A 22,647-nucleotide genomic window follows, 5' to 3' on the forward strand; every position below is an offset into this window, starting at 1 on the left:
GCCCAGCGGCTGCTGTCAGGCTTGATGAACTATTCCGACACATCCATTGCAGCGACTACCCCGTTCCTCGGCCTCGAGAACGTGCGCAAGACCTATCCGGGCGTGGTTGCGCTGGATGGTTTTTCCATGGAGGTCAGGCCGGGCGAGGTGATTGGCCTCGTCGGCGAAAACGGCGCCGGCAAATCGACCCTGATGAAGATCCTCGGCGGCGTCACCAGGCCGGACAGCGGCACCATTGCCGTCGACGGCGTTGCGCATGACGGGCTAACCGTCGAAGGCAGCCTGGGGTCGGGCATCGCATTCGTGCACCAGGAACTCAATCTGTTCGAAAACCTCGACGTCGCCGCCAATATCTTCTTCGGCCGCGAACCGTTGCGCGGCGGGCCGCTGAGACTGGTCGACCGCGCCAGGCTGCGCGATATGGTGGCGCCATTGTTGAAGCGCGTCGGCGCCAATTTCTCCGCCGACACGCCGGTCTCGGCGCTATCGCTGGCGCAGCAGCAGATGGTCGAGATCGCCAAGGCGCTGTCGATCAAGGCGCGGCTGGTCATCCTCGACGAGCCGACATCGAGCTTGCCGATCGCCGAAACCGACAAGCTGCTCGACGTCATCAAGGCGCTGAAGGCTGACGGCATCAGCGTCATCTTCATTTCGCACCGCCTGCACGAGATCGAGCGTGTCGCCGACCGCGTCGTCGTGCTGCGCGACGGCATGCTGGCCGGCACCTTGCCGAAGAGCGCCATCAACCATGACCAGATGGTCAAGCTGATGATCGGCCGCATGTTGAAGGAGCGCGAGAAAGCCTCCGAAGCGGCGCGGGCACCGGGCGCGACCGCACTCTCGGCCAAAGCTGTTCGCACTCCCGCCTACCCTGCCCGGCCGGTCGACCTCGACGTCAGGCGTGGCGAAATCCTCGGCCTTGCCGGTCTTGTCGGCTCCGGCCGCACCGAACTGGCGCGGGTGTTCTTCGGCATCGACAGCACGCTTGGCGGCGCGCTCGAACTCAACGGCAAGCCGCTCGTGCTGGGCTCGGCCGCCGATGCGGTCGCGCACGGCATATTTCTTGTGCCGGAAGACCGCAAGCTGACCGGCATCCTGCTCGATTTGTCGATCGCGCAGAACATTTCGCTGCCCAACCTGCCGGCACATGCGAAGCGCCAGCTGGTGTCGGCGAATGCCGAGACCGTCACCGCCGAGAAGCAGAAGAGCAATCTCGGAATCAAGGCGCCGTCGGTGCAGACGCGCACCGGCTCGCTGTCGGGCGGCAACCAGCAGAAGGTGGTGCTGGGCAAATGGCTGGCCATGAACCCTAAAGTGATGATCCTAGACGAGCCGACGCGCGGCATCGACATCGGCGCCAAGGCCGAAATCTATGGGCTGATGCGGGCGCTGGCCGATGCCGGCGTCGCCGTGCTGATGATCTCCAGCGACATGGAAGAGGTGATCGGCGTGTCCGACCGCATCGCCGTCATGCATGAGGGCCAGATCTCGGGCATTCTCGACAAGGATCAATTCAGCCAGGAAAACGTGCTGTTGCTGGCGGTCGGCAAGCCGGCAAACTAGCCGGATTTTGGCATTGCCGTTCCGGCATGGGGAGAAGACGATGAGCAAAAAAGATCTCGGCCTGCTGATCCTGATCCTGGTGGTCGGTGCCATCGTTGCGCTCATCAATCCGCGTTTCCTGCTGCCGATCAATCTTGCCAACACCTCGAACCTGATCGGCCTGTTCGGGATTCTCTCGATCGGCCAGGCCTTCGTGATCATCACCGGCGGCATCGAATTGTCGGTCGGCTCGGTGGTTGCGCTGCTCGGTACGCTGTTCATCGACTTCATCGCCGTGCGCGGTTTGGGATGGCCGATTGCGCTGCCGCTGATCCTGGTGCTCGGCGGCATTATCGGGCTTGTGCATGGCTGGCTGATCACCCGGCTCAAATTGCAGCCCTTCGTGGTGACGCTCTGCGGCCTGCTGATCTATCGCGGCGTGGCGCGCTTCTACACCGCCGATGGCACCGCGGGCTTCGGCTTCGGGCAGAATTTTCCGGAGCTGGAATTCCTCACCGCGGGCCGGTCATGGGGCGTGCCGAACAGCTTCATCGCGCTGATCGTGATTTCCATCGTCATGTGGGTGGTACTGCACCGTTCGGTGTTCGGACGCTATCTCTACGCCATCGGCAAGAATGAGGAGGCGGCGAAATATTCCGGCATTCGCACCGGCCGCGTCGTCATGGCCGCCTATGTCATCTGCGGCGTGCTCACGGCGCTGTCGGCGATCTATTTCGCCATGTATACGCGCTCGATCTCGCCGGCCAGCCATGGCCAGTTCTACGAACTCTACGCCATTGCGGCGGCCGTGCTCGGCGGCTTCTCGCTGCGCGGCGGCGAAGGCTCGCTGGTCGGCGTCATCCTCGGCACCGTGCTGTTGCAGGAGTTGCAGAACCTGGTCAACCTGCTCGGCATCCCCTCCTCGCTCAACTTCGCGGTGATGGGCGGCGTCATCCTGATCGGCGTGCTGGTCGACCAGCAATGGGGCGTGTTCCGGGCAAGGCGGCGCATGGTCGATGCCGCCCGCAAGGGCGCCGTGGCAGCGGAATAGCGCTAAATCACGCCCGACATGTCGGAGAAGGCCATCGCCTTGCGCAGCACCTCGGCGAAGCGCTCGCCGGCAGCTTCGCGCGGGCCGCCATTGTCGATCGAGGTGACGCCGGGTCCTGACAAAGCGACATTGGCGCTGCGCGCGAGGCGAGCCAGCACTTCGCCGCGCGATTCGCGGCCGCGCTTGGCGAGCCGTTCGGCGAGGATTTCCGGCGAGGCGGTGATCTCGACCACAGCCAGATTGGCATAGCGCTCCCGCAGCACCGGAATGACCGCGCGCGAGACATTGGCGACCGCGACATGGCCATTGGCGATCGACCAGTCGACATCGGCCGGGATCCCATAGCGCAGGCCATGCGCCTCCCAGGAAATGGCGAAAGCGCCGTCAGCCTCGGCCTCGACAAAGGCGGCGTCTGCCAGCGTGTCGTGATCCTCGCTTGCGGCGTCGCTCGGCCTGGTGATGACCCGACGTATGAACTCCAGCCTTGTCTCATCTGCAAACAGCGACCTGGCGTAGCCGATCACCGTATCCTTGCCGGCGCCGCTCGGGCCGACGACGGCGACAAAGACGCCGTTGCGGACCGGAAAGGCCTCGCTGGCGAGTTCGCGTTCGATCGAGGCCGAAACCATCATGCTACCCGGCGGCCCTGGCGCCAGACGGTGCGCACAACCGGCACATGGTCATCGACGCGCACGCGCACGAGGTCGGCGCGTCGGCCTTGTTCAATGACGCCGCGGTCGCTGAGGCCGATAGCCTCGGCCGGGTTCTTCGACACCATGGCGACCGCCTGCGGCAGGGAAATGCCTTCGACGACGTCGCCGAGGAAGAAAGCCGACTGGATCAGGCTGAACGGAATGTAGTCTGACGACAGGATATCAAGCAGACCGTCGCCGGCCAGCGTGCGAGCCGAGACATTGCCCGAGTGCGAGGCGCCGCGCATGACGTTGGGGGCGCCCATCAGCACGCCGAGCCCGGCCTCCTTCGACGCTTTGGCGGCTTCCAGCGTGGTCGGGAACTCTGCGACGCGCACGCCTTGCTCAATCGCCTCATCGACATGGCCTGATGTGGCGTCGTCATGGCTTGCCAGCACAATGCCGCGCTCGTTGCACGCGGCTGATATCGCCACCCGGTTCGGCCCCGAATTCTGTGCCGAGTCCGCCATCCGCTTTTCGCAGAACAGCTTGAAATCGCGATCGGTCAGCTTCAGCTTGCGCTGATAGTAATAGGCGTAGGTTTCGAGGTTGACGAACTGGCGCTGGCCGGGCGCATGATCCATCAGCGAGGCCAGCCTGACCCGCTCGTCGCCATCGAAATTGGCGAAGGCGGCGAGGCAATCCGGCGCCGAGACCTCGCAGCGCAGATGCAGGAAATGATCGGCCCGCAGGCGATCCTCACGCACGCTGTCCTCGATGGCGTCAGCCAGCTTGCGGATGTCGTCGGAGGTGAGGTCGGCGTCCTCGTCCATGCCGATGCGCAAGGCGTCGAGCACGGTGGTGATCCCTGCGGTGGCCACCTGCGCGTCATGGGCGAGCACGGCGGCGATCGGATTCCAGCGCACTTTCGGCCGCGGCGCATAGTGACCTTCGAGATGGTCGGTGTGGAGTTCGACCAGGCCGGGGATGATATAGTCGCCGCCCATATCTTCGCCGGTTCGGCTTGTCCCGGCGTCGATGCCGGCGACAAGCCCGTCGCGCAGCACCAGCGAACCCTCGACGATCTCGTCGGCAAGCACGATGCGGGCATTTGATAGAACAGTTTCGGCGGTCATTTCAGGCAGTCCTTGAGGGTGGGGCGGTCAAGCGGTTTTTCTGGCCGGGCGGCGCCCGAGCGCATGATGGGAGAGCACCATGAACGGGGCGCCCGGTTCGGTTTCGACAAACAGCGTCAGCGCATCCACCAGCACCGGCTGCTGCAGCACCTCTGCGAACAGGCTGTCGATTGCTGCACGCAGACGTTGGCTTTCCTGTGGCCCGGCCCGGCCGGACAGCGTCATGTGGAAGCGAAAGGTCTCGAAGACATAGGGGTAGCCCCACTGGCAGAGATTGCGGAACTCGGCGGGTTTAAGCGAATCCGGGCTGCGCCTTTCGATTTCCGCCTCGGTGAGCGGCGCGCGAAAACGGTCGAAGCCGAGCACGACGTCATCGGCGAAACGGTTGAGCGGCGGTAGCGGGCTTTCCGGCACCAAGGCAAAGAAGCCATCGATCTGGCTGACGATTAGGCGCGGGATGGTGACGGTTGGCGTTGCTTCGGCAAAGGCGTCAAGCGCGGCGCGCAGCGAGGTTTCCGTTTCGTTGGCGGCCAGCCGGAAGGGGGCTTTCAGCGTCGCATGAAAACCATAACGCCGCGCCGATGCGGTATGAAACGCGACTTCGGCCGCCGACAGGTCGGCCACCGCCTCGACCGGCCTTGTGGGGGCACCGAAAGGGTCACGTCCCAGCCAGTTGGCGGCGAGCCGCGCCAGCGGTTCGTCCTGCCTTGGGGTGAAATAAATGGCATAGCGCATCGAAAATCCTCGTTAAAGCGCGCCGCCTCTAGAGGGCTGGATGCGGCGCGCTTTAAGTCTGTTTGCTTTGGCATGTCGTTATCCCAAAACCGCTTCGCACTTTTGGGCGACATGCACCGTCCCGCTGCCATAGGTGATTTCCATGACGGATTGACGAAGCTTCTGCGGGTTTTCGATGGCAAATCGACCAGAAAAGTCCTTAGCCGACGATTTTTTTCAGCTGGACCAACAGCTTGCGCTGTTCAGGCCTTCATCAGCCATTCGTGCTCGGGCGCATTGTAGAATTTCCACGTCCGCTTCGGTCCGGCCATGACATTGAGATAATAGAGATCATAGCCGTGGCAGGCGGCGCAGGGGTGATAGCCCTTGGGCACCAGCACGACATCGCCGTCCTCGATCGCCATCGCTTCGTCGAGCTCGCGGGCGCCGTTGTTGTCGGCGTCGGTGTAGACGCGCTGGAAGGCAAAGCCCTGCGGCGGGTTGAGGCGGTGGTAGTAGGTCTCCTCGAGATAGGATTCGACCGGCAGATTGTCCTGGTCGTGCTTGTGGGGGGGATAACTCGATGTGTGGCCACCGGGCGTGATGACCTCGACCACCAGCAGTGAGTCGGCCGGCTTGCCTTCCGGCAATATGTTGGTGACGTAGCGCGTGTTGGTGCCCTTGCCGCGAATTTCCTGGCCAAGATCGTCGGGCGCGACGACGCGGACGGCCAAGCCGCCGCCAAGGCCTGGGGCCGAGCAGACCGCGAGTTCGAGTTCGGTGTCGGCGGTGACCGACCAGTCCGATCCCTCAGGCACATAGACCGACCAAGGCTTGCCCTCGAATGGCGACATGCGCTCGCCCAGCAGGCCAAGTTCCCGGCCGCCGGCTTCCGCTTTGCCCTTGCCGGTGACGAAGACCAGGCACACTTCGCGATCGCCCGTCTTTCCCGAGGCGTTTTCGCCCGGCTTCAGCCGATGCAGGTCGAAACCGACATAGGTCCAGCCGGCGCTTTTGGGCGTGACATGGGCGACACGGCCATGGCCCTTGTCGGCTTTGACAAGCAGTTTCGACATTGCGTCATTCCTTCGGTTCGGCCGGAGGCTTGGCTTCCTCGACCGGTTTGTAGAGGTAGAAAAACTGCCACACTGCATATCCGGCGAAACCCAGTGCGATCACGCCCCAGAATGGGGTGCCGGAGGCGAATTCTATTCCCGCCCAGATCACGCAGACGGCGACGACGGCAACGCGCCGCCACAACGGCCGGAAGAACGGGTGCTCATAGTCTTTCATTGCGCCATCCGAGGTTCAGCAGACCCGACTTCAGATAGACCGCGCGTCACGGCGAATCCAGCCTTCAGGCATTGGGAAAGCCTTGAGTCTCGACCGTGTAGCCAGCAGCCGTCATGACCCGCATCAGTTCCTTGTGGCCGACTTGCGCCATCTTCAGCGGCGGGTTCTTCTTCGGGTCCTGCTCGGCCTCGACGACGAACCAGCCTTCATAGCCATGGTCGGCGAAGCGCTGGACGATGGCGCCGAAATCGAGCGAGCCGTCGCCCGGCACGGTGAAGGCGCCGAGCGCCACGGCGTCGAGGAAGGACTGCTTCGTGCGGTCTAGCCCGTCGATCACGGCCATACGCACATCCTTCACATGGACGTGGCTGATGCGCTTGTGGTGGTTGTCGATGGCGCGCAGCACGTCGCCGCCGGCAAAGGCGAGATGGCCGGCATCGAGCAGCAGCGGAATACCGTCGCCGGAATGGCGCATGAAGGCGTCAAGCTCCGGCTCGGTCTCGACCACCGCCGCCATGTGATGGTGATAGGACAGCGGCATGCCTTGTTCGGCGCACCATTCGCCGAATTCGGTCAGACGACGGCCATAAGCCTTCATCTCGTCGCCAGATAGTTTCGGCTTGGTGGCGAGCGGCCTGGAGCGGTCGCCCTGGATCGAGCGGCCGACCTCGCCATAGACGATGCAGGGCGCGTTGACCGCCTTGAACAGGTCGATCATCGGCTGGATGCGGTCCTTGTTCTTGCCCATGTCCTCATCGACCAGCGTGCCGGAGAACCAGCCGCCGCACAGCGTGACGTCGGCCGCTTTGAGGATCGGCAGCATGACAGCAGGGTCGTTGGGGAAGCGCCGGCCCATTTCCATGCCGGTGAAGCCGGCCGAGCGCGACTGGCGCAGACATTCTTCCAGCGAGACGTCGTCGCTGAGTTCGGCAAGATCGTCGTTCCACCACGCAATGGGGGACATGCCCAGTTTGGCTTTCAAGTCGGTACTCCGGTTTCTTGTTCACCCTCCCCCTGTGGGGAGGGTCGCTGCGAAGCAGCGGGGTGGGGGTGCGGCGCCAGACCCCCACCCGGACCTTCGGTCCGACCTCCCCACAAGGGGGAGGTAGGGGGCAGCGCCGACTTAGCGTCAACCGCCGACGGTCTGCATCTGCCGCTTTTCGTCATAGGCCCTGCGTGCCGCGTTGACCTGGCTGCGCGCGGAGACTTCCGGCACCGCGACATCCCACCAATGGCCGCCGGCATCGGTGGAGACAAGCGGGTCGGTGTCGATGACCAGAACGGTGGTGCGGTCGTTCCTTTTCGCTTTCTGCAGCGCGTTCTCCAGGCCGGCGATCGACGGCACTTTTTCCGAAATCGCGCCCATGCTCGCCGCATGCGCTGCAAAGTCGATATCGGGCAGGATTTCGTGACGCGAGTCCTTCAGGAGGTTGTTGAAGTTGGCGCCGCCGGTGGCCATCTGCAACCGGTTGATGCAGCCATACCCCCTGTTGTCGAGCAGCACGATGGTGAGCTTGAGGCCGAGCATCACCGAGGTGGCGATCTCGGAATTCAGCATCAAGTAAGAGCCGTCGCCGATCATGACGACGACCTCTTCATCGGGCTTGGCCATCTTGGCGCCGAGCCCGCCGGCAATCTCGTAGCCCATGGTCGAGAAGCCGTATTCGGCGTGGTAGGAGCCCGGCGCGCCGGCCTGCCAGAGCTTGTGCAACTCGCCGGGCAGACCGCCGGCGGCATGCAGCAGCGTGACCTCAGAACCCATGGCACGCTGCACGGCGCCGATCACCTGCGCGTCGGAGGGGAAGTCGGCGTTGGTCGAGGCCGTCACCTTGCCGGCGTCAAGCTGCCAGGCTTTCTTGCCGGTGGCCGAATTGTCAGTCCAGACGTCCGGCGCCTCCCAGCCCTTGAGCGCAGCACTCAGTTCAGCGAGGCCCTCGGCCGCGTCGGCAACCAGCGGCAGCGCACGATGCTTGCCGGCGTCGAAAGGCTGCACGTTCAAGCCGATGATCGTCTTGCCGGAATTCTTGAACAGCGCCCAGGAGCCGGTGGTAAAATCCTGCAGCCGCGTGCCGATGGCCAGCACGACATCGGCTTCTTCGGCCAGCCGGTTGGCGGCCGAGGTGCCAGTGACGCCGACCGCCGCCATGTTGAGCGGATGCGTGTCCGGCAGCGAGGATTTGCCGCCCTGCGTCTCGCAGACCGGAATCCCGGCACCCTCGGCGAATTTCGCCAACTCGTCCGATGCCTGCGAATACAGCACGCCGCCGCCGGCGATGATCAGCGGCTTCTTCGCGCCCTTCAGCGCAGCCACAGCGGCCGCCAGTTCGCCGCGGTCCGGGCGCGGCCGGCGCTGCTGCCAGACGCGCTCGGCAAAGAAGCTCTCGGGATAGTCATACGCCTCGGCCTGCACGTCCTGGCAGAGCGACAGCGTCACCGGGCCGCAATCGGCGGGATCGGTCAGCACCTGCATGGTGCGCGCCAGTGCCGGGATGATCTGCTCCGGCCGGGTGATGCGGTCGAAATAGCGCGACACCGGACGGAAGCAGTCATTGACTGTCGCCGTGCCGTCGGAAAAGTCCTCGGCCTGCTGCAGCACCGGATCGGGGATGCGGTTGGCGAAGACATCGCCCGGCAAAAACAGGACGGGCAACCTGTTTACATGCGCGAGTGCCGCCGCCGTCACCATGTTGAGCGCGCCCGGGCCGATCGACGAAGTCGCGGCCATGAAGCGGCGGCGGAAATTGGCCTTGCCATAGGCGATGGCCGCATGCGCCATCGCCTGTTCGTTGTGAGCGCGGAAGGTCGGCAGTTCGTTGCGCACCTGGTAGAGCGCCTCGCCGATGCCGGCGACGTTGCCGTGGCCGAAGATCGCCCAGACGCCGCCGAAGATCGGCACTTTCTTGCCGTCGATCTCGGTCATCTGCTTGCTCAGAAAGCGGGTCAGGGCCTGCGCCATCGTCAGGCGAATTGTCTTGCTCATGGTGTTTTCCTCCGCAGTCCTGTGCCGCGCCTTTATGCTGCTTTACGGCCACGCGCGGCAAGCCACGCTTCGGTCAACTGTTCGAAGCGCGCAGCCATGTCGGCGATAGCCTCGTCGTCCGACATCTTGCCGGCCAGCCACTGTTCGGCGGCGTGGACGAAGATTGTGCGGCCGACGGCAAAACCCTTGACGATCGGCGCCTTGGCGGTCGCGGCGAAAGCGGCTTCCAGCTCGTCCTGCGGCGCTTCCAGGCCGAGCAGCACGACGCCGCGGCACCAGGGATCGTGCTTGAGGATCACCGCCTCGATCTTGGCCCAGGCGCCGGCCGAGGCCTGCGGCTCGAGCTTCCACCAGTCCGGCTTGATGCCAAGCGCGTAAAGCTCTTCCAGCGCGCGCGGGATTGTCGTGTCGTCGAGCTTGCCGTGCTTGCCGGCGATGATCTCGACCAGCAATTCACGGCCGACCTTTCGCGCCGCCTCGAACAGGGAACGCAGTTTCTGCTGCTGCTCTTCCTTGAGCTCTGCCGGATCGTCGGGGTGATAGAAGCACAGGCACTTGATGCAGTGGTCGACCGGCCATTCCACAAGCTGCGAGCCGATGTCCTGCGAGAATTCGAAGCGCAGCGGCCGGGAGCCCGGCAATTCGACGGGACGGCCGAGCCAGGCAAAGGGATGGCGGGCGAATTCGAACATCGCCTCGCGGCCATGCTTTTCGTCGATCAGCATGCCGTAGCCGTCGCGGCCGGCGGCGACCTTGGCCGCAGCCTTGACTGCCAGCACCTTGAAGTCACGAATGCGCGCCGGATCGGCGCCGGTCTTGACTGCCACATCCTCGAGTTGCACGCGATGGTCGCAGGCGAGCGCCATCAGCGATGGGATGTCGCGCCGGCGAGTCGTCGCCCAATGGATGTGGTTGATCGCCTCGTCCTTGCGCAAGGCCAGATGCTTGCTGCCGTTCTTGAGGAAGAACTGCAGCTCCTCGAAGGTCGGATATTCCGGCGCGCAGAGCAGCCGCGAAACGGCAAAGGCGCCGCAGGCATTGGCCCAGGTCGCCGCGGTCGCATGGTCTTCGCCACCCAGCCAACCGCGCAGGAAGCCGGACATGAAGGCGTCGCCGGCGCCGAGCACATTGTAGATCTCGATCGGAAAACCCTTGCCGACGATACCATCTTCGAGGTCGTCGCTGATCGGTCCGTCATAGACGATGCAGCCCATGGCGCCGCGCTTCAAGACGATGGTGGCGGCCGACAGCGAACGGATGGTCTTCAGCGCGCTCAGGCAGTCATCGGCGCCCGAGGCGATCATGATCTCTTCCTCGGTGCCGACGATGAGATCGCAATCGGGCAATACCGTCTTCAGCTGGGAGGAGACGCGGTCGGATTTCACATAGCGCTCAAAGCCTTCGGCATGGCCGGCGAGACCCCAGAGGTTGGGGCGATAGTCGATGTCGAACACCACCTTGCCGCCCTTGGCCTTGGTGATGCGGATCGCCTTGCGCTGGGCAGCATCGCTGTTGGGGCGGGAAAAATGCGTGCCGGTGACGACGATGGAACGCGCCGAGGCGATGAAGGCCTCGTCTATGTCTTCCTCGGCCAGCGCCATGTCGGCACAGTCCGAGCGGTAGAAGATCATCGGCGAAACGCCTTCGCTCTCGACCGAGAGCAGCACCAAAGCCGTCAACCGTTCCTTGTCGGTCTTGAGACCGTCGACATTAACGCCTTCGCGCCGCAGCTGTTCACGGATGAAGCGGCCCATCTGCTCGTCGCCGACGCGGGTAAGCAGCGCCGAGCGCAGGCCGAGCCTGGCCGTGCCCACAGAGATGTTGGCCGGGCAACCGCCAACCGACTTGGCGAAGGAGCCGATATCCTCCAGTCGCGAGCCGATCTGCTGGCCATAGAGGTCGACCGAAGCGCGGCCGATGGTGATGACATCGAGCGGAGCGCATTTCGCATCCACGGCTTCGCTCATTGGAACCTCCCGTCGGTCTTGTTGTCGTTAGAGTGGTTCGCCGTTTCTCGAAAACGGCGAACCACTCTATCTCTTTGTTGTTACGCAATTCCCAAGGGAAAAGCGCTTTCGCGCTTTTTCCCGGGGAAACCGCTCACACTTTCCCTGGAATTGCCATTGCAACGTAGTTGGGGGACACGCGCGAGCGGCAGCGTGGCGCCGGCAATATGAAATAATAATTCCAATCCATAGTCAATATGGAATGAGCATTCCTTCCCGGAAAAGTGCTTGGGATGATCGCCGCCGGACGACCTTTCGCGTCCGGCTCCTTTTACCAGGGGAGCGGACCGTCGTCGTTGAAATAGCCGGCGTTGGGACCATCGGCATCCACGGTCGCCAAGTGTATCACGATCTCTGCCGCCTGCTGCACGGTGCGGTGGCCTTTGAAGCCGTTCAGGTCGGTAGCGGTATAGCCGGGCGCCGCGGCGTTGATTTTGATGCCGCTCGGCGCGAGCTCGCGGGCGAAGGCCACGGTGATGGCGTTCAGCGCCGTCTTGGAACTGCCATAGCCCATCAGGTTGACCGCCTGGTTCGGGGTGCCGGAATCGAGCGCCCGGCCGATGGATCCCGTGGAACTGCTCACCATGACGATGCGGGCGGCCGGCGCTGCAAGCAGCAGCGGCAGGAAGGCCTGGGTTACGCGGATCGGTCCGAACACATTGACCTCATAGGTTGCCCTGATATCGGCCAGATGCTGCTCGCTCGGCGGCAACTCATAATTGATGGCGATACCGGCATTGTTGACCAGCACATCGAGACCGGGGCTTTCAGCGCCGACAGTTTTGGCGGCAGCGGCCACGCTGTCGTCCAGCGTGACATCCAGTTCAAGCCATTGAACGTCCAGGCCTTCGGCGCGCAATTCCTGCGCTGCGGCCGTGCCGCGCTCGGCATCCCTGGCACCGAGCCACACTTTGAAGCCCATTGTCGCCAGCCGCCGGGCGATTTCGCGGCCGATGCCCTTGTTAGCGCCGGTCACCACAGCGGTTTTCGATCTGGTCATTTTCATATCTCCATCTATCCATGTCGAAGACCCAGAGATGGCGTGTCGCGGGGAACGGCGCGCGCCAAAAACTCTCCCGCTCTTGCCTAATCCTCTCATGCAGCTTGCGCGGCGTTCATTGATGCACGATGTTGGCGCCATGAGCGAAGCACTGTGGGAGCTGATCGATATCGCCGGCCGCCATGCACAGGGACGACGGACGAGAACGGCGATCCCGCACATTTCGATCGGCCGCAGCGAAGCCACCACGGCACCCGTGGCGGGCGTGTGGGGTTCCGGGATTCTGTTCGTGCTGCAGGGCGCGAAGACGGTTCTGATCGGCGACAGGGCTCTGCGTTACAATCCCGCCAGCTATTTCATCTATACAGTGGAAACGCCCACCATCAGCCAGATCGTCGAAGCGAGCGGTGGGCGTCCGTACCTCGCCATCGGCTTCACCCTTGATCTGCAGGCCGTTGCCGCCCTCCTTGTCGAGCACGAGCCGGCGCTTGGCGGCGACAGTTTCGCCACCTCGCCCGTCACTGACGATTTGCTCGACGCATTGCGTCGCATACTGCGGCTGCTCGACCGGCCGGCGGAGATTCCCGTGCTGGCGAGCATGCTCGAACGCGAGATGCTGTTTCGGTTGCTGCAGGGACCCCAGGGCGGCAAGCTTCGCCAGCTGGCGCGCACCGACGGCCATCTGTCCCGCATCGGCCAGGCGATCGCCTGGATCCGGACGCATTGCCATCAGCCGATCCGGGTCAGTGACCTCGCCCAGATCGCCCATATGAGCGACGCTGCCTTTTACCGTCACTTCAAGGCGGCGACGGCGATGAGCCCGATCCAGTATCAAAAACAGATAAGGCTGCTGGAGGCCCGCCATCTCCTGCTTGCCCAGCCTGGCAATGTCGCCAGCGTCGCTTTTGCGGTCGGCTATGAGAGCGCTTCCCAGTTCAGCCGGGAATATGCCCGCCAGTTCGGGTCACCGCCGGCGCGTGACGCGGCGCGGCTTTCCGCGGCAGGCGAGGCGGCCGTTGAGGTGATCTAGGCCTTGCGTTTGCGGCCGATGCTGCGCCGCTTCTCGCCGACGCCGACGGTCAGCGCCATGGCCAGCGCCATGGTTGCCGACAGCGAGCGGAAGCCGGCGAAATCCGCTTCCGCAACCTCGAACCAGACCTCGGCGAACTGCGCCAGGGGCGAAAAAGAGCTGTCGGTGATGGCAACGATCGGCACGCCCTGTTCGGAAATGCTGCGGGCTTCCTCGATGGTGGCCGGCGCGTATGGCGAGAAACTGATGGCGATGACGGCGTCCGCCGGGGTGGCGAACGCAACCATCTCGGCATTCAGGCCGGCGGCCGATTCAATCAGCTGGTTGCGGATCTTCAGCTTGCCCAGCGCATAGGCGATGTAGGTCGCCACCGGATAGGAGCGGCGCTTGGCCAGCACATAGATGGTCTCGGCCTTGGCCAGCAGCGAGATCGCGTCTTCCAGATGGGCTTCGTCCAGCGTGCGCGAAATGTCGTTAAGCGAGGTGCTGGCGGCGGCAACGAAGCCGTCGAAGATAGCGCGGTGGCCCGCCCCTGCATCGGCCTTGGCGCGCAGCGCTTGCAAGCGTTCGTCGTAGGACGAGTTGCGCTCGCGCAGCCGCTCGCGAAACACCTGCTGCAGGCTGGTAAAGCCGTCGAAGCCTAGCTGCTGGGCAAAGCGGATCAGGGTCGATGGCTGCACGCCGGCGGAAGCGGCGATGCTGGCGGCGGTGCCGAAGGCGATATCGTCGGGATTGTCGAGCGCGTAGGCGGCGATCTGGGCAATGCGCTTGGGCAAGGTTTCGCGGCGATCGAGGATCGTGGCGCGCAGCGTCTCGAAGTCGCGAGGTACCCGTTCGTCCATCGTCGGCCCGTCCAAGCTTATCCGTGAAACGTCCTCTGTGCCCCATCATAGCGAGCCTGCGCAAGAACGCCATAAAAAATGAGGCAGACATTCCATTTCGGAGCAAAATGGACTAATTCATCCACCGACGATTTTATCCAGTGGAGAAGAAGATGGTCGGCGTCGGTCTTATCGGCACGGGTTTCATGGGCAAGTGCCACGCCATAGCGTGGAGCGCCGTCGGCGCCGTCTTTCCCGATGTCGCCAAGCCCAGGCTGGTCCATCTCGGCGAGGTCAATGAGGAGCTTGCCAGACGCAAGGCCGGCGAGTTCGGCTTCGCCAAGGCGTCGGGCGACTGGCGCGCCGTCGTCAACGACCCGGAGGTCGATATCGTCTCCTTGACCACGCCCAACCAGTTCCACCCGGAAATGGCCATCGCCATCCTCGAAGCTGGCAAGCATCTGTGGTGCGAAAAGCCTATGGCGCCGAGCTTTGCCGAGGCCGAGGCAATGGCAGCCGCGGCCAAGACATCCGGCAAGGTCGCGGCGCTGGGCTACAACTACATACAGAGCCCGGCGATCCGCCACATCGGCGCGCTGCTCGACGAAAAGATCATCGGCGAGGTCAACCATCTGCGCATCGAGATGGACGAGGACTTCATGGCCGATCCGGAAGCGCTGTTCTTCTGGAAGCACGAGGCTTCATCCGGCTATGGCGCGCTCGATGATTTCGCCGTGCATCCGCTGTCGCTGGTGTCGGCACTATTCGGCCGCGTCGCCAGCGTCATCTGCGACATGGCCAAGCCCTATGCCGATCGCAAGGTTGCCAGCGGCGGCCGCCGCGCGGTGGAGACCTACGACATTGCCAGCGTCTTGATGCATCTGGAGAACGGCATTGCCGGCACGCTGCTGGTCAACCGTTCTGCCTGGGGCCGCAAGGGCCGCATCGCCATCCAGATTTTCGGCTCGAAAGGGTCGATCCTGTTCGACCAGGAGCGGATGAACGAAATCCAGCTCTATGTCACCGCCGATCGCCCGACGGAGCAGGGCTACCGCACCATATTGGTGGCACCGCACCACAAGCCCTACGACGCCTTCCTGCCGGCGCCGGGCCATGGCCTTGGTTTCAACGACCTCAAGATCATCGAATGCCACGAATTGCTGACGCGGCTTGCCGGCAAGCCGGCGCGGGTGATCGAATTCGCCGAAGGGCTGGAGATCGAGCGCACCGTCCACGCCATGGCGCGCTCCTTCGAAGAGAAGCGCTGGGTGGACGTGCGGTAGAAACCGCTCATTTCACCCGGTAGCGGCCACGGCATTCGTCTCCCAGCCATCAACCCAGAGCTGCCGCAGGCGATCGCCTTCGCCCTTGAAGCGCTGGCCGGTCGCCTGGCAATCCTCGATGCGGTCGCTGCGGAAATTGCGGATCGCCTGGCGCAGCTCGCACCAGGCGACGATGTTGGCGGTCTCGGCATAGTAGATCAGCGCGATCGGGCGGATCAGCCGCTCGGAGGCGCGGCCCATTTCGTCGCGATAGGAGAGGTCGAGCTTCTCCTCGTCGCGTATGGCGCGCCGCACCAGCGCCAGATCGATGGTGCCGATTGCGGGCGCGGCAAAACCCCAGACATGCAGCGCGTTGGCGTCGAACGCCTGGCGCAAGGGTGGCGGCACGGCGCCGGCGATCTTGGCGCTGACGCGCTTGGCCGCCTGCTTGAGTTCACTGTCTCCCGTGCGTTCGAGCAGCGCGAGCGACAGCACGATCGCCTCCATCTCCTCGATCGAAAACATCAGCGGCGGCAGGTCGAAGCCGGGGCGCAATATATAGCCGATGCCGCGCCCGCCCTCGATCGGCACGCGCATCGCCTGCAGGGCGGCGATGTCGCGATAGATCGAGCGCACCGTCACTTCCAGCTGCCCGGCAATCATGGCCGCCGTCACCGGCTGCCGCGCCAGCCGCAGGATCTGGATGATCTCGAACAGGCGCGACGCCTTGCGCATTTCCTCTCCCGATCGAAACGCTACTGACACATCCCCGTCAGTTGGGATGATCTATTGGACTGCCTATCGGCTTGAAAATCAACAAATTCCTCTGGGGCATCCCGGCGCGAGGCGACAGGCAACTGACATGAGCTACGCAGAAAATCTCTGGCTGTTCTTTATCCTGCTGTTCGGCATCATCATCGTGCCCGGCATGGATATGCTTTTCGTGCTCGCCAATGCGCTGACCGGCGGGCGTGACAGGGGCCTCGCCGCCACCGGCGGCATCATAGTCGGCGGCATGGTGCACACGCTGAATGGCGCCATCGGCGTCGGTCTGCTGATGCATTTCGTGCCGATCCTGTTCAAGCCGCTGCTGCTGGCCGGCGCCGCCTATATGGCCTTCATCGGCATCACGCTGATGCGCAGCTCCATCACCGTCGGCCATGACGGGCCGGCCGGCAGCCGATCCGCTTGGAAAGCGTTCCGCCAGGGTCTTATGACCTGCCTGATCAACCCGAAGGCCTATCTGTTCATCCTCGCCGTCTATCCGCAGTTCCTGAAGCCGGCTTACGGACCGATCTGGATGCAGGCGACCGTCATGGGCCTGCTGACGGTTCTGACCCAGGCCGCGATTTATGGCGGGCTCGCCATATCAGCCGGGCGCAGCCGCACGCTTCTGGTCGACAACCCACGGGCGACCGCTCTCGCCGGCCGGGCGGCCGGACTGCTGTTGTTTGCTGTTACGGTGTTTACGGCATGGGAGGGGTTGAGGGCAGCGTAGATGGCGCTCCCCCTCTCCGTCTCGGCTTCGCCGAGCCATCTCTCCCCCACTTTGTGGGGGCGAGGAACCCTAGCCTTTCAACGCAGCGACCTCAGCGATTGGCGTTTCCTCGCCCCCATGAAATGGGGGAGAGGTGGCCGCGAAGCGGTCGGAGAGGGGGATGGCGCTGCCGTGTGCGATTGCCTCTCAAGCCGCGCCCTGCCGGCTCTCCTGCACGGCACGACGCGCCGAACGGCGCCATTCGACGGCGCCGGCGAGGCCGTGCAGCACGGTCTCGGTGGTTGCCCAGTCGATGCAGCCATCGGTAATGCTCTGGCCGTAGGTGAGCGGCTTGCCCGGCACCACGTCCTGGCGGCCGGCGACGAGATTGCTCTCGATCATGACGCCGATGATGCGCTCGTCGCCCGCCGCGACCTGACCCGCGACATCGGCCGCCACCTTGGGCTGGTTCTCCGGCTTTTTGCCCGAATTGGCGTGGCTGACATCGATCATCAGCCGAGGCGCCACCCCGATACGGGCGAGTTCGGCCGAGGCCGCCTCCACGCTTGCCGCATCATAGTTGGGCTGGACACCGCCGCGCAGGATGACGTGGCAGTCCTCATTGCCGGATGTCGCCGCGATGGCGCTGCGCCCACCCTTGGTCACCGCCATGAAATGATGCGGCTGGGCGGCCGACTTCACCGCTTCGGCGGCAATCCTGAGATTGCCGTCGGTGCCGTTCTTGAAGCCGACCGGGCAGGACAGGCCTGACGCCAGCTCGCGGTGGATCTGGCTTTCGGTGGTACGCGCGCCGATGGCGCCCCAGGCGACGAGGTCGGCAATGTATTGCGGGATCGTCATGTCGAGGAATTCGGTCGCCGCCGGCAGGCCGAGATTGTTGACGGCCGACAACACGTTGCGCGCCATCCGCAGCCCCTTCTCTATGTTGAAGGAGCCGTCGAGATCAGGATCGTTGATCAGGCCCTTCCAGCCGACAGTGGTGCGCGGCTTTTCGAAATAGACGCGCATGACGATCTCGAGCCGATCGGACAGGGTCTCGCGCAGCGCCGCCAGACGGCTGGCATAGTCAACGGCCGCGACCGGATCGTGGATGGAACAAGGGCCGACGATGACAACAAGTCGATCGTCGGCCCCGGTCAGGATGGAGTGGATGGCGTTGCGTGATGCGGCAACGGTGCGCGTCGCCGTCAGCGTGCGCGGAATCTCCCGCATCACCTGGTCCGGCGTGCTCAGTTCTCGAATTTCCATGACCCGAAGGTCGTCTGTGGTGGTCAACACGGCTTCTGCTCCTGTTTTCTTAGGAGACCTGCCGGCTGAAACAAAAAAGCCGCCAGGTCTGGCGGCTTGTCGGACTTGTTGCTGCAATCTTCAGATCGAGCGCAATCCTCCCGCCGCCAGCGAGCTGCTAAAGTACCAATACGTGGCGAACAGGTTGATCATGAGGCTCATATAGTCGATGCGGAGGCGCTTGTCACGTCTCTGTTGAGGCTACGTATTGACTCAATTTGCGATGTGCTCCTGGCCCTGCGGAAACCAGATGCCGCGTCGAAGGAAGTTGGCTCCGCCCGTATTGGGTAAGACGTGATTTTGGTCGAGATCATTCATGTCCTTGATCATCTCGATGCTGACGATTTTCTCGGCGGACCCAAAGGCAAGTTCGAAGAGCTGAAGGGCATCGGCTTCCGACCGCGCGGTGACGCCGACGCCAAGACTGCCGTTTATCGTGATCCAGTATGGATGCATCAGATGTTCTTGCCCGGCTTAGGTGCAACCGGTTCATCTTTCTCGCAAAGACTGCCCCTTGGCCAGAGCGTCGCGGGCACGCCCGCGCTGGACTCGCCGGCCTTACTCCGGCGAGATCCCCGCAACATTCTGGTCGTAGTCGACCAATGAACCGGTCATGACGCCGGATTGCGGGCTGGCCATGTAACTGATCAGCCGCGCCAGCTGGTCCGGTTTCACCAGTTGGCCCATCGGCTGGCCGGCCTCGGCCTTTTGCAGCCAGTCGTCGGAGGCGCCGTGCCATTTCTTCTGCACGATGTCCTCGCCTTCGGTGTCCATCCAGCCGGGCAGCACGGCGTTGCAGCGGATGCGGTTGAAGCGATAGGCGCTGGCGACGTTCTTGGTCAGTGTCGCCAGCGCGCCCTTGCTGGAGGAATAAGGCGCGAGGAACGACTGGCCGCAATGCGCCGACATCGACAGGACATTGACGATCGAGCCAGGCGCTTTCTTCTCCAGCAGATGCGCCACGACGCCCTGCATCAGGAAGAAGGGGCCACGCACATTGGTGGCGAATATCTGGTCGAAGGTCTCTTCGGACGTCTCAACGAGCGAGCCCCGTGCGGACGTGGCGGCGGCGTTGACCAGCGCGTTGACGGTGCCGAAATGCGAGATGGCGGTCGCCACCGCACGCTTGCAGTCGGCCACTTTCGAGACGTCGGCGCTGATGAAGATGGCGTCGACGCCGGCTTTCTTGAAGTGGGCGACCGCCTTGTCGCCCTTCTCCCGCGAGCGACCGATAAGCGCCAGCGCCCGGCAGCCCTCGTCGGCCAAGGCCTCGGCGACAGCGAAGCCGATGCCTTGCGCGCCGCCGGTAACGATGGCGCGTGTGTTCGAATTGCGATCGGCTGATGCGCTCATCGCTCTGCTCCTGGCTTGGGATTCCGGTTCTTACTTGTCGAGGCGGACGGTCTTGCCTGATGTCGCCGACTTCAGCGCCGCATCGGCCAGCTTCAGCGCCACGAGGCCGTCGGCGCCGCTGGGCGATGCCTTCTTGCCCGAGGTTGCGGCGGCGATGAAAGCCGCGATCTCGATGGCGTAGGCGTCGAGATAGCGGGTCATGAAGAAGTCGTGCAGCGGCGGGCGGGTATAGCCCTTGTCGTTGGCGACCTCGATCGACACCGGCCGCTGGTTTTCGGCGGCGACCATGCCTTTGGAGCCGTGCACCTCGATGCGCTGGTCATAGCCATAGGTGGCGCGGCGCGAGTTGGAGATGACGGCCTGCTTGCCGGAAGCGGTTTCGAGGATGACGCTGACCGAGTCGAAATCGCCGGCTTCGCCGATTTTTTTGTCCACAAGCACCGAGGCATGGGCGCTGACCGCCACCACCTCCTCGCCGAGCAGGAAGCGGGCCATGTCGAAATCATGGATGGTCATGTCGCGGAAAATGCCACCCGAGCGCTTGATGTAGTCGATCGGCGGCGCACCGGGATCGCGCGAGGTGATGGTGACCATCTCGACGGTGCCGATGGCGCCGTCGTCGATCGCCTTGCGCACGGCGGCGAAATGCGGATCGAAGCGGCGGTTGAACCCGACCATCAGCGTCGCCTTGGCCTTCTCGACCACGGCCAGGCATTTCTCGACGCGCTTGACGTTGAGGTCGATCGGCTTCTCGCAGAAGATCGCCTTACCTGCCTTGGCGAAGCGCTCGATCAGATCGGCATGGGTGTCGGTCGGCGTGCAGATGACGACGGCGTCGATGTCCTTGGACTTTTCAATCGCATCGATGGTGCGCACTTCGGCGCCATAGGCTGACGCCAGCTCGGTCGCCGCCTTCTCGAAGGCGTCGGCGACGGCAACCAGTCTGGCCTGCTGGTTGGAGCCGACGGCGCGGGCATGGACCTTGCCGATGCGGCCGGCACCGAGGAGGGCGAAGCGAACAGTCATGGAAATTTCCTTTGAGGGATTGGTTCGAGAGAGAGGTGGCTCCACCTTCCTGTCAGGGAAAGGTGGCAAGGTTATTTTTCCAGCGCGCCAGAAACCGGATGACCATCCTGTTCAGGCCGCAAGGTCCGCCTCGCCGGTCTTGGCGCCGGTGATGTAGGAGACGATGTCGTTGCCGTCGGTGTTCTCCTTGCGCAGATTGGCGACGATGCGGCCGCGCCGGAAGACGACGATGCGGTCGCACAGGTCGAACACCTGGCGCATATTGTGGCTGATCAGGATCAGCGGCTCGCCATTGTCCTTCAGCGTGCGGATGATGTTTTCGACCTGCGCGGTCTCCTGCACGCCGAGCGCCGCCGTCGGTTCGTCCATGATGATCAGCTTGGAGGCGAAGGTCGCGGTCCGCGCGATCGCCACGCATTGCCGCTGGCCGCCCGACATGTGGCGAATGGTGTTGGACAGATTGGGAATCTTCACCGCCGTCCGCACGAGCGCCGCCTCGGTCGCCTTGCGCATGTATTTGCGGTCGAGGATCGAGAACGGGCCGAGGTTGAACAGCACCTTTTCGCGGCCGAGGAACAGGTTCGACGGCACGTCGAGATCGTCGGCCAGCGCCAGATTCTGGAACACGGTCTCGATGCCCGCCGTGCGGGCCTCGATCGGCCCGGCAAAATTCACTTCCCTGCCGTCGAACCAGATCTGGCCGCTGGTGCGTTGCTCGACAGCGGTGATCTGGCGCACGAAGGTCGACTTGCCGGCGCCATTGTCACCCATGATGGCGACATGCTCGCCCTTGCGCAGCTCGAAATTGGCGCCTTCCAGCGCATGCACACCGCCATAGCGCTTGGTGAGGTTTTCGGTCTTCAGGACGATGTCTGACATGGTCAAGCCCTCAATGCCCGCATGCGCTGGCGCCATTGGTCGAGAACGACCGCGCCGACGATGATCACGCCCTTCACCATCTCCTGATAGTAGGCGTCGAGGCGCAGGAAGGTGAAGCCGGAGATGATGACGCCGAAGATCAGCGCGCCGATCACCGTGCCGATGATCGAGCCGCGGCCGCCCGACAGCGAGACGCCGCCGATGACCGCCATGGCGATGGCGTCGAGTTCATACATCACGCCCATGCCGGACTGGGCGGTCAGGTTCTTGGAGCACAGCACGACCGCGGCGAGCGAGGCAAGAATGCCGGCGATCGTGTAAACCAGGATCTTGTGATTGGGGATCTTGATGCCGGACATACGCGCGGCATCCTCGTTGGACCCGATGGCATAACAATGCTTGCCGTAGCGCGTATAGGTCAGGATCAGCTGAAACAGCACCGCCAGCGCCAGGAAGATGATCACCGGCCTCGAGCCGGTGCTGATGGCGGCAAAACTGTCGGTGGGAAACGAGATAGGCTGGCCTTTGGACCACCATTTGGCGATGCCGCGCGCGGTGATCATCATGCCGAGGGTGGCGATGAAGGGCGGGATGCGCGTGTAGGCGATCAACGAGCCGTTGATCAGGCCGGCGAGCATGCCGCAGCCCATCGCAACCAGCACAGGCACGATGACCGGCAGGTCGGTCCAGCCTTGCGCCAGGAACATCGCCTTGGGGTTGGGATTGCCGTTGACGGTCGCCACCTGGGCGAAACTCATGGCGATCATCGCGGTGGCGCCGACAATCGAGCCCGAGGACAGGTCGATGCCGCCGCAGATGATCACCTGCGTGACGCCGATGGCGATGATGCCGACGATGGACACCTGCAGGATGATGATCTGCAGGCGGGCTTCATTGAAGATGCCGGCGACGTTTTCGCGGGTGTTGAACAGGAAGGAGTCGCCGAGAAAGATGCGGCCGATCAGCTCAAAGACGATGACGAGGATGACGAGCGCCAGGAAGACGTTGAATTCGGCCGGCCATGTGCGCTTCTTCGCGTCATAGCTGACCCCGCCGACGCCATGCGATGTCTGTGACAATCTTCTATCCTCCGTCAGCCGCGGTCGTTCCTCGCCGCCTTGCCGGCAGCGAGGGAAG

22 protein-coding genes are annotated in these 22,647 nt (G+C 63.7%); 5 read left to right on the forward strand and 17 right to left on the reverse strand.

Annotated features, from left to right (window positions below; genetic code table 11):
- The first annotated feature begins 24 nt into the window (after nt 1-24).
- On the forward strand, nt 25-1,563 hold the full coding sequence (locus ACWTU9_RS03370) for a sugar ABC transporter ATP-binding protein (RefSeq protein WP_455857130.1): 1,539 nt from the start codon (nt 25-27) through the stop codon (nt 1,561-1,563).
- A 40-nt stretch (nt 1,564-1,603) separates the two neighbouring features.
- Nucleotides 1,604-2,593: an ABC transporter permease gene (locus ACWTU9_RS03375; RefSeq protein WP_455857072.1), complete on the forward strand. Its 990-nt coding sequence runs from the start codon at nt 1,604-1,606 to the stop codon at nt 2,591-2,593.
- 2 nt (nt 2,594-2,595) lie between these two features.
- Here ACWTU9_RS03375 and phnN read toward each other — a convergent pair whose 3' ends face one another.
- The 9 genes from phnN to ACWTU9_RS03420 all read right to left on the reverse strand — a co-directional run bounded on the left by phnN (nt 2,596) and on the right by ACWTU9_RS03420 (nt 12,354).
- On the reverse strand, nt 2,596-3,225 hold the full coding sequence (phnN, locus tag ACWTU9_RS03380; protein WP_455857073.1) for a phosphonate metabolism protein/1,5-bisphosphokinase (PRPP-forming) PhnN: 630 nt from the start codon (nt 3,223-3,225) through the stop codon (nt 2,596-2,598).
- Entirely contained in the window at nt 3,222-4,361 is a 1,140-nt protein-coding gene (locus ACWTU9_RS03385; RefSeq protein ID WP_455857074.1) for an alpha-D-ribose 1-methylphosphonate 5-triphosphate diphosphatase, read from the reverse strand. The genes phnN and ACWTU9_RS03385 overlap by 4 nt, the downstream gene beginning before the upstream one ends.
- A gap of 27 nt (nt 4,362-4,388) precedes the next feature.
- Nucleotides 4,389-5,096, reverse strand: a complete 708-nt coding sequence (locus ACWTU9_RS03390) for a DUF1045 domain-containing protein (RefSeq protein ID WP_455857075.1) — start codon at nt 5,094-5,096, stop codon at nt 4,389-4,391.
- 242 nt (nt 5,097-5,338) lie between these two features.
- On the reverse strand, nt 5,339-6,151 hold the full coding sequence (gene iolB / locus ACWTU9_RS03395) for a 5-deoxy-glucuronate isomerase (RefSeq protein ID WP_455857076.1): 813 nt from the start codon (nt 6,149-6,151) through the stop codon (nt 5,339-5,341).
- A 4-nt stretch (nt 6,152-6,155) separates the two neighbouring features.
- Nucleotides 6,156-6,368 (reverse strand): DUF3329 domain-containing protein, encoded by a 213-nt coding sequence (locus tag ACWTU9_RS03400; RefSeq protein WP_455857077.1) that lies wholly within the window; start codon nt 6,366-6,368, stop codon nt 6,156-6,158.
- A 64-nt stretch (nt 6,369-6,432) separates the two neighbouring features.
- A complete protein-coding gene (gene iolE, locus ACWTU9_RS03405) occupies nt 6,433-7,350 on the reverse strand; it encodes a myo-inosose-2 dehydratase (protein WP_455857078.1) in 918 nt (305 codons plus the stop codon).
- A 147-nt stretch (nt 7,351-7,497) separates the two neighbouring features.
- Nucleotides 7,498-9,348 carry a 3D-(3,5/4)-trihydroxycyclohexane-1,2-dione acylhydrolase (decyclizing) gene (iolD, locus tag ACWTU9_RS03410; RefSeq protein ID WP_455857079.1) on the reverse strand — a complete coding sequence of 617 codons (1,851 nt, stop codon included), beginning with the start codon at nt 9,346-9,348 and terminating at the stop codon, nt 7,498-7,500.
- Between the two features lie 32 nt (nt 9,349-9,380).
- The gene (locus tag ACWTU9_RS03415) at nt 9,381-11,315 is read right to left on the reverse strand and encodes a bifunctional 5-dehydro-2-deoxygluconokinase/5-dehydro-2-deoxyphosphogluconate aldolase (protein WP_455857080.1); all 1,935 of its coding nucleotides are present in this window, start codon (nt 11,313-11,315) and stop codon (nt 9,381-9,383) included.
- Between the two features lie 310 nt (nt 11,316-11,625).
- Nucleotides 11,626-12,354: an SDR family oxidoreductase gene (locus tag ACWTU9_RS03420; RefSeq protein ID WP_455857081.1), complete on the reverse strand. Its 729-nt coding sequence runs from the start codon at nt 12,352-12,354 to the stop codon at nt 11,626-11,628.
- A 139-nt stretch (nt 12,355-12,493) separates the two neighbouring features.
- Between ACWTU9_RS03420 and ACWTU9_RS03425 the strand changes: the two genes are divergently transcribed.
- Nucleotides 12,494-13,384 (forward strand): AraC family transcriptional regulator N-terminal domain-containing protein, encoded by an 891-nt coding sequence (locus ACWTU9_RS03425; RefSeq protein ID WP_455857082.1) that lies wholly within the window; start codon nt 12,494-12,496, stop codon nt 13,382-13,384.
- Here the strand turns inward: ACWTU9_RS03425 and ACWTU9_RS03430 are convergent.
- Nucleotides 13,381-14,226, reverse strand: coding sequence for a MurR/RpiR family transcriptional regulator (locus ACWTU9_RS03430; RefSeq protein WP_455857083.1), 846 nt, complete (start codon nt 14,224-14,226; stop codon nt 13,381-13,383). The two genes, ACWTU9_RS03425 and ACWTU9_RS03430, sit on opposite strands and share 4 nt — an antisense overlap.
- A gap of 152 nt (nt 14,227-14,378) precedes the next feature.
- Here ACWTU9_RS03430 and ACWTU9_RS03435 point away from each other — a divergent pair, with 152 nt between their 5' ends.
- Entirely contained in the window at nt 14,379-15,488 is a 1,110-nt protein-coding gene (locus ACWTU9_RS03435; protein WP_455857084.1) for a Gfo/Idh/MocA family protein, read from the forward strand.
- 12 nt (nt 15,489-15,500) lie between these two features.
- On the opposite strand, the gene ACWTU9_RS03440 is transcribed toward ACWTU9_RS03435, so the two are convergent.
- On the reverse strand, nt 15,501-16,202 hold the full coding sequence (locus ACWTU9_RS03440) for a helix-turn-helix transcriptional regulator (protein ID WP_455857085.1): 702 nt from the start codon (nt 16,200-16,202) through the stop codon (nt 15,501-15,503).
- Nucleotides 16,203-16,329: 127 nt separating this feature from the next.
- Between ACWTU9_RS03440 and ACWTU9_RS03445 the strand changes: the two genes are divergently transcribed.
- Nucleotides 16,330-16,965, forward strand: a complete 636-nt coding sequence (locus ACWTU9_RS03445; protein ID WP_455857086.1) for a LysE family translocator — start codon at nt 16,330-16,332, stop codon at nt 16,963-16,965.
- A 186-nt stretch (nt 16,966-17,151) separates the two neighbouring features.
- Here the strand turns inward: ACWTU9_RS03445 and ACWTU9_RS03450 are convergent, their stop codons facing one another.
- The 6 genes from ACWTU9_RS03450 to ACWTU9_RS03475 all read right to left on the reverse strand — a co-directional run bounded on the left by ACWTU9_RS03450 (nt 17,152) and on the right by ACWTU9_RS03475 (nt 22,589).
- Complete coding sequence (locus ACWTU9_RS03450; RefSeq protein WP_455857087.1) at nt 17,152-18,243, reverse strand: 3-deoxy-7-phosphoheptulonate synthase; 1,092 nt, start codon at nt 18,241-18,243, stop codon at nt 17,152-17,154.
- 222 nt (nt 18,244-18,465) lie between these two features.
- Nucleotides 18,466-18,708, reverse strand: coding sequence for a hypothetical protein (locus tag ACWTU9_RS03455; protein ID WP_455857088.1), 243 nt, complete (start codon nt 18,706-18,708; stop codon nt 18,466-18,468).
- 102 nt (nt 18,709-18,810) lie between these two features.
- A complete protein-coding gene (locus ACWTU9_RS03460) occupies nt 18,811-19,605 on the reverse strand; it encodes an SDR family oxidoreductase (RefSeq protein WP_455857089.1) in 795 nt (264 codons plus the stop codon).
- Nucleotides 19,606-19,635: 30 nt separating this feature from the next.
- Complete coding sequence (gene iolG / locus ACWTU9_RS03465) at nt 19,636-20,631, reverse strand: inositol 2-dehydrogenase (protein ID WP_455857090.1); 996 nt, start codon at nt 20,629-20,631, stop codon at nt 19,636-19,638.
- A 111-nt stretch (nt 20,632-20,742) separates the two neighbouring features.
- Nucleotides 20,743-21,510 (reverse strand): ATP-binding cassette domain-containing protein, encoded by a 768-nt coding sequence (locus ACWTU9_RS03470; protein WP_455857091.1) that lies wholly within the window; start codon nt 21,508-21,510, stop codon nt 20,743-20,745.
- Between the two features lie 2 nt (nt 21,511-21,512).
- The gene (locus ACWTU9_RS03475; RefSeq protein ID WP_455857092.1) at nt 21,513-22,589 is read right to left on the reverse strand and encodes an ABC transporter permease; all 1,077 of its coding nucleotides are present in this window, start codon (nt 22,587-22,589) and stop codon (nt 21,513-21,515) included.
- Between the last annotated feature and the right edge of the window lie 58 nt (nt 22,590-22,647).

It is taken from the genome of Mesorhizobium sp. 128a (assembly GCF_053848025.1).

What these genes read in the sequence shown, in the direction of transcription:
- ACWTU9_RS03370 (WP_455857130.1), top strand. Translation starts at nt 25, where the DNA reads ATGAACTATTCCGACACATCCATTGCAGCGACTACCCCGTTCCTCGGC.
- ACWTU9_RS03375 (WP_455857072.1), top strand. Translation starts at nt 1,604, where the DNA reads ATGAGCAAAAAAGATCTCGGCCTGCTGATCCTGATCCTGGTGGTCGGT.
- phnN (WP_455857073.1), bottom strand. Translation starts at nt 3,225, where the DNA reads ATGATGGTTTCGGCCTCGATCGAACGCGAACTCGCCAGCGAGGCCTTT.
- ACWTU9_RS03385 (WP_455857074.1), bottom strand. Translation starts at nt 4,361, where the DNA reads ATGACCGCCGAAACTGTTCTATCAAATGCCCGCATCGTGCTTGCCGAC.
- ACWTU9_RS03390 (WP_455857075.1), bottom strand. Translation starts at nt 5,096, where the DNA reads ATGCGCTATGCCATTTATTTCACCCCAAGGCAGGACGAACCGCTGGCG.
- iolB (WP_455857076.1), bottom strand. Translation starts at nt 6,151, where the DNA reads ATGTCGAAACTGCTTGTCAAAGCCGACAAGGGCCATGGCCGTGTCGCC.
- ACWTU9_RS03400 (WP_455857077.1), bottom strand. Translation starts at nt 6,368, where the DNA reads ATGAAAGACTATGAGCACCCGTTCTTCCGGCCGTTGTGGCGGCGCGTT.
- iolD (WP_455857079.1), bottom strand. Translation starts at nt 9,348, where the DNA reads ATGAGCAAGACAATTCGCCTGACGATGGCGCAGGCCCTGACCCGCTTT.
- ACWTU9_RS03415 (WP_455857080.1), bottom strand. Translation starts at nt 11,315, where the DNA reads ATGAGCGAAGCCGTGGATGCGAAATGCGCTCCGCTCGATGTCATCACC.
- ACWTU9_RS03420 (WP_455857081.1), bottom strand. Translation starts at nt 12,354, where the DNA reads ATGACCAGATCGAAAACCGCTGTGGTGACCGGCGCTAACAAGGGCATC.
- ACWTU9_RS03425 (WP_455857082.1), top strand. Translation starts at nt 12,494, where the DNA reads ATGAGCGAAGCACTGTGGGAGCTGATCGATATCGCCGGCCGCCATGCA.
- ACWTU9_RS03430 (WP_455857083.1), bottom strand. Translation starts at nt 14,226, where the DNA reads ATGGACGAACGGGTACCTCGCGACTTCGAGACGCTGCGCGCCACGATC.
- ACWTU9_RS03435 (WP_455857084.1), top strand. Translation starts at nt 14,379, where the DNA reads ATGGTCGGCGTCGGTCTTATCGGCACGGGTTTCATGGGCAAGTGCCAC.
- ACWTU9_RS03440 (WP_455857085.1), bottom strand. Translation starts at nt 16,202, where the DNA reads ATGCGCAAGGCGTCGCGCCTGTTCGAGATCATCCAGATCCTGCGGCTG.
- ACWTU9_RS03445 (WP_455857086.1), top strand. Translation starts at nt 16,330, where the DNA reads ATGAGCTACGCAGAAAATCTCTGGCTGTTCTTTATCCTGCTGTTCGGC.
- ACWTU9_RS03455 (WP_455857088.1), bottom strand. Translation starts at nt 18,708, where the DNA reads ATGCATCCATACTGGATCACGATAAACGGCAGTCTTGGCGTCGGCGTC.
- ACWTU9_RS03460 (WP_455857089.1), bottom strand. Translation starts at nt 19,605, where the DNA reads ATGAGCGCATCAGCCGATCGCAATTCGAACACACGCGCCATCGTTACC.
- iolG (WP_455857090.1), bottom strand. Translation starts at nt 20,631, where the DNA reads ATGACTGTTCGCTTCGCCCTCCTCGGTGCCGGCCGCATCGGCAAGGTC.
- ACWTU9_RS03470 (WP_455857091.1), bottom strand. Translation starts at nt 21,510, where the DNA reads ATGTCAGACATCGTCCTGAAGACCGAAAACCTCACCAAGCGCTATGGC.